Annotated in this window: 4 protein-coding genes; all 4 read right to left on the bottom strand. The window is 67.7% G+C overall.

The genetic code is table 11. From position 1 onward, the window contains the following. Positions 1 to 108: 108 nt before the first annotated feature. Entirely contained in the window at positions 109 to 1,923 is a 1,815-nt protein-coding gene (locus DSP71_RS14695) for an ABC transporter ATP-binding protein (protein WP_046748826.1), read from the bottom strand. After that, on the bottom strand, positions 1,920 to 3,851 hold the full coding sequence (locus DSP71_RS14690; protein WP_058632672.1) for an ABC transporter ATP-binding protein: 1,932 nt from the start codon (positions 3,849 to 3,851) through the stop codon (positions 1,920 to 1,922). Before DSP71_RS14690 ends, DSP71_RS14695 begins: the two co-directional genes overlap by 4 nt. 311 nt (positions 3,852 to 4,162) lie before the next feature. Beyond that, positions 4,163 to 5,206, bottom strand: coding sequence for a dipeptidase (locus DSP71_RS14685; protein WP_113681455.1), 1,044 nt, complete (start codon positions 5,204 to 5,206; stop codon positions 4,163 to 4,165). A 79-nt stretch (positions 5,207 to 5,285) separates the two neighbouring features. After that, the coding region (locus DSP71_RS14680) for a methylated-DNA--[protein]-cysteine S-methyltransferase (protein WP_147251325.1) at positions 5,286 to 5,568 on the bottom strand (283 nt) is incomplete at its 5' end.

The following is a 5,568-nucleotide window of genomic DNA, read 5'->3' as shown; positions in this document are numbered from 1 at the left end:
AGCAGGGGGTCCATACCTCGATGCTACCCAGACGCACACGACTTCCGGTCGCGATATGACAGCTCACCTGCACCAGACGGCTGTCATATCGCGACCGGAAGAGGCAGATCAGACGAGAGTCTCCTGCCAGGCCGCATGCAGCTGCGCGAACTTGCCGGTACCGCCGATCAGGGCAGCGGGAGTGTCGTCCTCGATGATGCGGCCGTGCTCCATCACCAGCACCCTGTCGGCGATCGCGACCGTCGACAGGCGGTGCGCGATGATGATCGCCGTGCGGTCCTTGAGGAGGGTCTGCAACGCATCCTGGATCAAGCGCTCGGATGGGATGTCCAGCGAAGCCGTCGCCTCGTCGAGGATCAGCACCGCGGGGTCGGCGAGGAAAGCCCGGGCGAACGAGATGAGCTGACGCTGCCCCGCCGACACCCGACCACCGCGCTTGTTCACATCGGTGCCGTATCCGTCGGGCAGCGACGAGATGAACCCGTCGGCGCCCACGGCCCGTGCCGCGGCCTTGATCTCGTCGAGCGTCGCATCCGGCTTGCCGAGCGCGATGTTGTCGGCGACGGTGCCGCTGAACAGGTAGGCCTCCTGCGTGACCATGACGATCGCGCGGCGGAGGTCCTTCGGGTGCAGCGACCGCAGATCGACGCCGTCGAGCGTGACCCGCCCTTGGGAGGGGTCATAGAAGCGCGAGATGAGCTTGGCGAGCGTCGACTTCCCGGCGCCGGTCGTTCCGACGAGGGCGATCGTCTGCCCCGCCGGGATGTCGAGGGAGAAGTTCGGGAGGATCGTCTTCTCTCCGTTGTATCCGAAGGTCACCTCGTCGAACTCGACATGCCCACGGGACTCCCACAGGTCGACGGGGTTCTCGGGGTCGGGAACCGTCGGCACCTCCTCGAGCACGCCCGAGACCTTCTCCAGCGCGGCCGTGGCCGACTGATAGGAGTTCAGGAACATCGCGATCTCCTGCATCGGCGCGAAGAAGTTGCGGACGTAGAGCACTGCCGACAGCAGCACACCCACGGTCAGCGCACCCTCGGAGACGCGGATGCCTCCCCACAGCACGACGATGCCGAGCACGAGGGCCGCGACGCCCATCAGGCCGGGCTCGAACGTGCCGAACAGCAGCATCGAGCGACGGTTGACGTCGCGGTAGTCGCCAGCGATCTCCTGGAACGCCTTGTCGTTGCGCGGCTCCTTGCGGAACGCCTTGACGGCGCGGATGCCGGTCATCGTCTCGACGAACTGCACGATCACCTTCGCACTGATCACGCGCGACTCGCGGTAGACGAGCTGCGAGCGCGAGTAGAACCAGCGCATCAGGTAGAACAGCGGCACTCCGCCGATCGCCAGGATCAGGCCCGACTGCCAGTCCCAGAAGCACAGCGCGATGAAGGTGAACAGCCCGAAGAGCACGCCGGAGACGAGTTCGTTCAGGCCACCGTCGAGCAGCTCCTTGATCGAGTCGAGGTCGCTGGTCTGACGGGAGATGATGCGCCCCGACGTGTACGACTCGTGGAACTCCAGGCTCAGGCGCTGGGTGTGCAGGAAGATGCGCTTGCGCAGGTCCAGCAGCACCGCCTGCGTGAGCTTGGCCGCGATGATCACGTACCAGGCGATCAGCACCGCAGCGAGGGCACCGGCCAGCAGGTAGATGCCTCCGATCATGAACGTCGGCATCCAGTCGGCACGCTCGATCACCGCAGGCAGCGCTCGGTCGAGGCCCAGGCTGATGAGGATGGGGCCGGCGACCTGGAGCGCGGTCGACACGACCAGCACCGCGGCGGCGAGCACGATCCTCGGCTTCAAGGGGCTGACCAGGGATCCGAGCAGTCGGAGGGATCGACGACGGATCTCCCTGCTCTCCTCGCGGGTGTACTCGGAACGATCCTCGTTCCTGGTTCCGGTGATGGCGGAGCTCATCGCTGCACCTCCTTCTCGGTGATGGGGTCTTCGTCGGCGGCCTGCATCCCGAGGCCCGCACGGACCTCTTCATCGATCTCGGACTGCTCATCGCGGATCACCGGGATCGTCCCGGTGCGCGCCGCCTCCTCCGCCTCGAGGCTGGAGATGACATGACGGTAGTGCCGACTGGTCTTCAGCAGCTCGGAGTGCGTGCCCACCGCCGTCACGCGACCGGCCTCGAGCAGGGCGACGCGATCGGCGAGCGCGACGGTCGAAGGGCGGTGCGCCACGATCAGGGCGGTGGTGTCGGCGAGCACGTGCCGCAGCGCCTCCTCCACGAGGGCCTCGGTGTCGACGTCGAGCGCCGACAGCGGGTCGTCGAGCACGAGCACCTTCGGATTCGCCGCCACCGCACGGGCGAGGGCGAGCCGCTGGCGCTGACCGCCGGAGAGGCTGAGCCCCTCTTCGCCGATCACCGTCTCGACGCCGTCTGGCAGGGAATCCACGAACGAGGCCTGAGCGACGTCGAGAGCTTCGCGCAGCACACGCTCGCCCTCTTCGCCGTGCACGTCGAGCTCGGCACGACCGAGCAGCACGTTCTCCCGGACCGTCGCCGAGAACAGCGTCGCGTCTTCGAACGCCATGGCGATGTGCCGACGGAGCTCTGACAGCGGCAGGTCGCGCACGTCGACGCCGTCGAGGGTGACCCTGCCTCCCGTCACGTCGTACAGACGCGTGGGCAGCGTGGTGAGGGTGGTCTTGCCGCTGCCGGTGAGACCGACCAGCGCCATGGTCTCCCCTGGTCGCAGCACCAGGTCGATGCCGTCGAGCAGGTCGCGTTCGTGCGCGCCGGCGTCCTGATAGCGGAAGTGCGCGTTCTCGAACGTGAGCTCTCCGCGCGGGTTCTCGATGTGCACCGGGTGCTCGGGGTCGGTGATGGTGTTGGTCTCCGAGAAGATGTCGAACACTCGGTCGGTCGCCGTGCGCGCATCGAGCATGAACGAGAACAGGAAGCCGATCGACTCGATGGGCCAGCGCAGCACGACGGCCATCGCGAAGAAGGCGAACAGTTGCGCCTCGCCGATCTGCCCGACGGAGATCAGCCAGATGCCGGACATCAGGCTGAGGCCGAACGCGATCTGCGGCATGAGGTCGAGCCAGAACCAGATCGACGCGATCGCACCGGCCTTGCTCATCTCGGTCTCGCGCAGCGTCTCGGCCTGCCTGCTGAAGCGGCTCAGGGCGTGCTTGCCGCGCCCGAACGCCTTCAGCACGCGGATCCCGTGCACGCTCTCCTCGACGCTGGTCGCGAGGTCACCGGCCTGATCCTGGCTGCGGCGGGTGAGGGCGCCGTAGCGCTTCTCGAACAGGTAGCCGCGGATCCACAGCGGGATCGCCGTGACCAGGAAGATCGTGCCCAGCAGCCAGTGCCACCGGAACAGCAGCACGGAGCCGATGATGATCGTGAGGATGTTGACGACCAGCAGCACGAGGCCGAACGCGAGCCAGCGGCGGATGAGGCCGATGTCCTGCATCATGCGGCTGAGCAGCTGTCCTGAGCCCCACCGGTCGTGGAAGGACACCGGGAGGGTCTGCAGGCGCGAGTAGAGCTCCGTGCGCATCTTGTACTCGACCTGCGTGGCCGGGTTGAGCACGAACTGACGTCGCAGCCATACCATGAGGGCCTCGCCCAGGGCGAGCGCGAACACGGCGACAGCACCCCAGATGATGGCGCTGATCTCACCCGAACGGACGGGTCCGCTGATGATCTGCTCGAGGACGATCGGGATCATCAGGGCGATGACGGCGGCGATGAGCGCGCTGGCGGCACCGCCGGCGAGCCGCCAGATTACCGGCTTCACGAAGGGCTTCAGGCGCCACAGTGCGGCCGGAGTGGAAAGGGTCGATGAAGGCGAGGGATTCTGCGCGGAAGGCGAGGAGGACATGTCTCTCAGACGAGTTTCGTATGGACAGCGGTTGCGGAAGGGGACGGATGCGAGAGCGGACCCACAGGGTCCGGCATCCGACGGAGAAGGGGCGGGGTGGCTCTAGGAGAGCGGACGCGCCGGGGTCGAGCCGAGAGCTGCGATCCGCGCGGTGGCGATCGTGAACATGGTGTCCTCCTCAGGGGCTCGGCGATGTCGTCCGGTTGGCGCGACAGCCCACCAGCCTATTGCTGTGAACCAGCTGAAAGCAAGAGTCATTCCCGATTCGCCCTGCTCTTTCCCGGCGACCGCGGCGAGGTGGCTCGGGTGGCTCACCCCTGGACAGCGAGCCCGGTTCGGAGAAAGCGCTGCAGGTTGCCGCCCAGCACGGCCAGGACAACGGCTTCGCGCCAGCCGCGACGCAGCAGAGCCTCGGTGACGAGCGGAAGCCCTTCCGGACCCTCGAGCCCGGGAAGGTACCGATCGGCGGGGACGCCCTCGATCGTCGTCTGCACGCAGCACGGGGCCGTGGTGTCTGCGAGCACCTCGCGGACGAAGTCTGGTCCCATCCCGACGTGGTCCACCCCGGCGACGGACACCACCCGCTCGAAGTGGTCGATCAGGGTGTCGATCGTGTAGTCGCTCGCATGCAGATACGGGGCGAAGAAGTTGACGCACACGACTCCCCCCGTCTCCGCGACTCCGGCGATCTGCGCATCGGTGAGGTTGCGGTGGTGATCGAACAGGGCGCGGGCGGACGAATGCGTTGCCATGACGGGTCGCGTGGCGAGCTCGAGCACGTGGTCGACGCCGCCCGCTCCGAGGTGGCTGACATCGAAGATCATGCCGATGCGCTCCATCTCGGCCAGCGCCTGGACGCCCGTGCGCGTCAGCCGGCTGCCCGCGGCGTCTTCTCCGCTTCCGTCCGCGAAGGCGCTGCGACCGAAGTGGGCGACCGAGCCGACGCGCACTCCGAGCCGATGCACCGTCTCGAGGAGCTCGACATCGTCGGCGATGCCGGGCATGCCCTCGAGAGCGAGCACCAACGCGATGCGCCCCTCACCGATCACCCTGTCGATGTCGTCCCCGTCGAGGCAGAGCCCCACCGCATCCGCGTTTCCTTCCGCCACCCGGTGCGCGGCTTCGATCATGCGGAACGTACGACGCAGCGCGCCCTCCGGCCGGTAGATGTCATCGACGAACACGGGCAGGACCTGCAGGTCGACACCACCCGTGCGCAGCTGCGGCAGCCACTGGGCCCGGAAGTAGTCCGACCACTCGGCGGGCGGACGACTCGTCACCGAGCAGAGCAGATCGTTGTGGGCATCGGCGACGACGGCGCGGCGGTGGAGATCGAGGGCATCGATGGCGGTCACGGCTCGAGCCTATGGCCGCGTCGGAACGGACGGTTCGTCGTAGCGCACCATCACCGGTGCCGGATCTGGTGCTCCTGGCTCACGCCGCGGCACTCTCGCGGGCCAGCAGACTCTCCTTGACATCGACGCCCCACGCGAAACCGCCGAGGCTCCCGTCGGTGCGCAGCACCCGGTGGCAGGGCACGAAGAGCGCCGGGGCGTTGCGGGCGCAGATGGACGCCGCAGCCCGAACGGCCCGGGGGTTGTCCAGGCGTGAGGCGAAACCGGTGTAGGTCAGCGGCCCGCCCGGCTCGATCTCCCGGAGCGCCGACCAGCCGGCGAGCTGGAGTGCGGTGCCGGTCTGCTTCACGGCGACATCGTCG

Origin of the sequence: Microbacterium sp. H6 (genome assembly GCF_003314775.1) — a bacterium.
Taxonomy (GTDB): Bacteria; Actinomycetota; Actinomycetes; order Actinomycetales; family Microbacteriaceae; genus Microbacterium; species Microbacterium oxydans.
Note: the sequence above shows the minus strand (reverse complement) of the source record. Positions and strands in the feature narration are given on the sequence as shown.

Coding starts and splice junctions, on each gene's coding strand:
- DSP71_RS14695 (WP_046748826.1), bottom strand. CDS start 1,923: ATGAGCTCCGCCATCACCGGAACCAGGAACGAGGATCGTTCCGAGTAC.
- DSP71_RS14690 (WP_058632672.1), bottom strand. CDS start 3,851: ATGTCCTCCTCGCCTTCCGCGCAGAATCCCTCGCCTTCATCGACCCTT.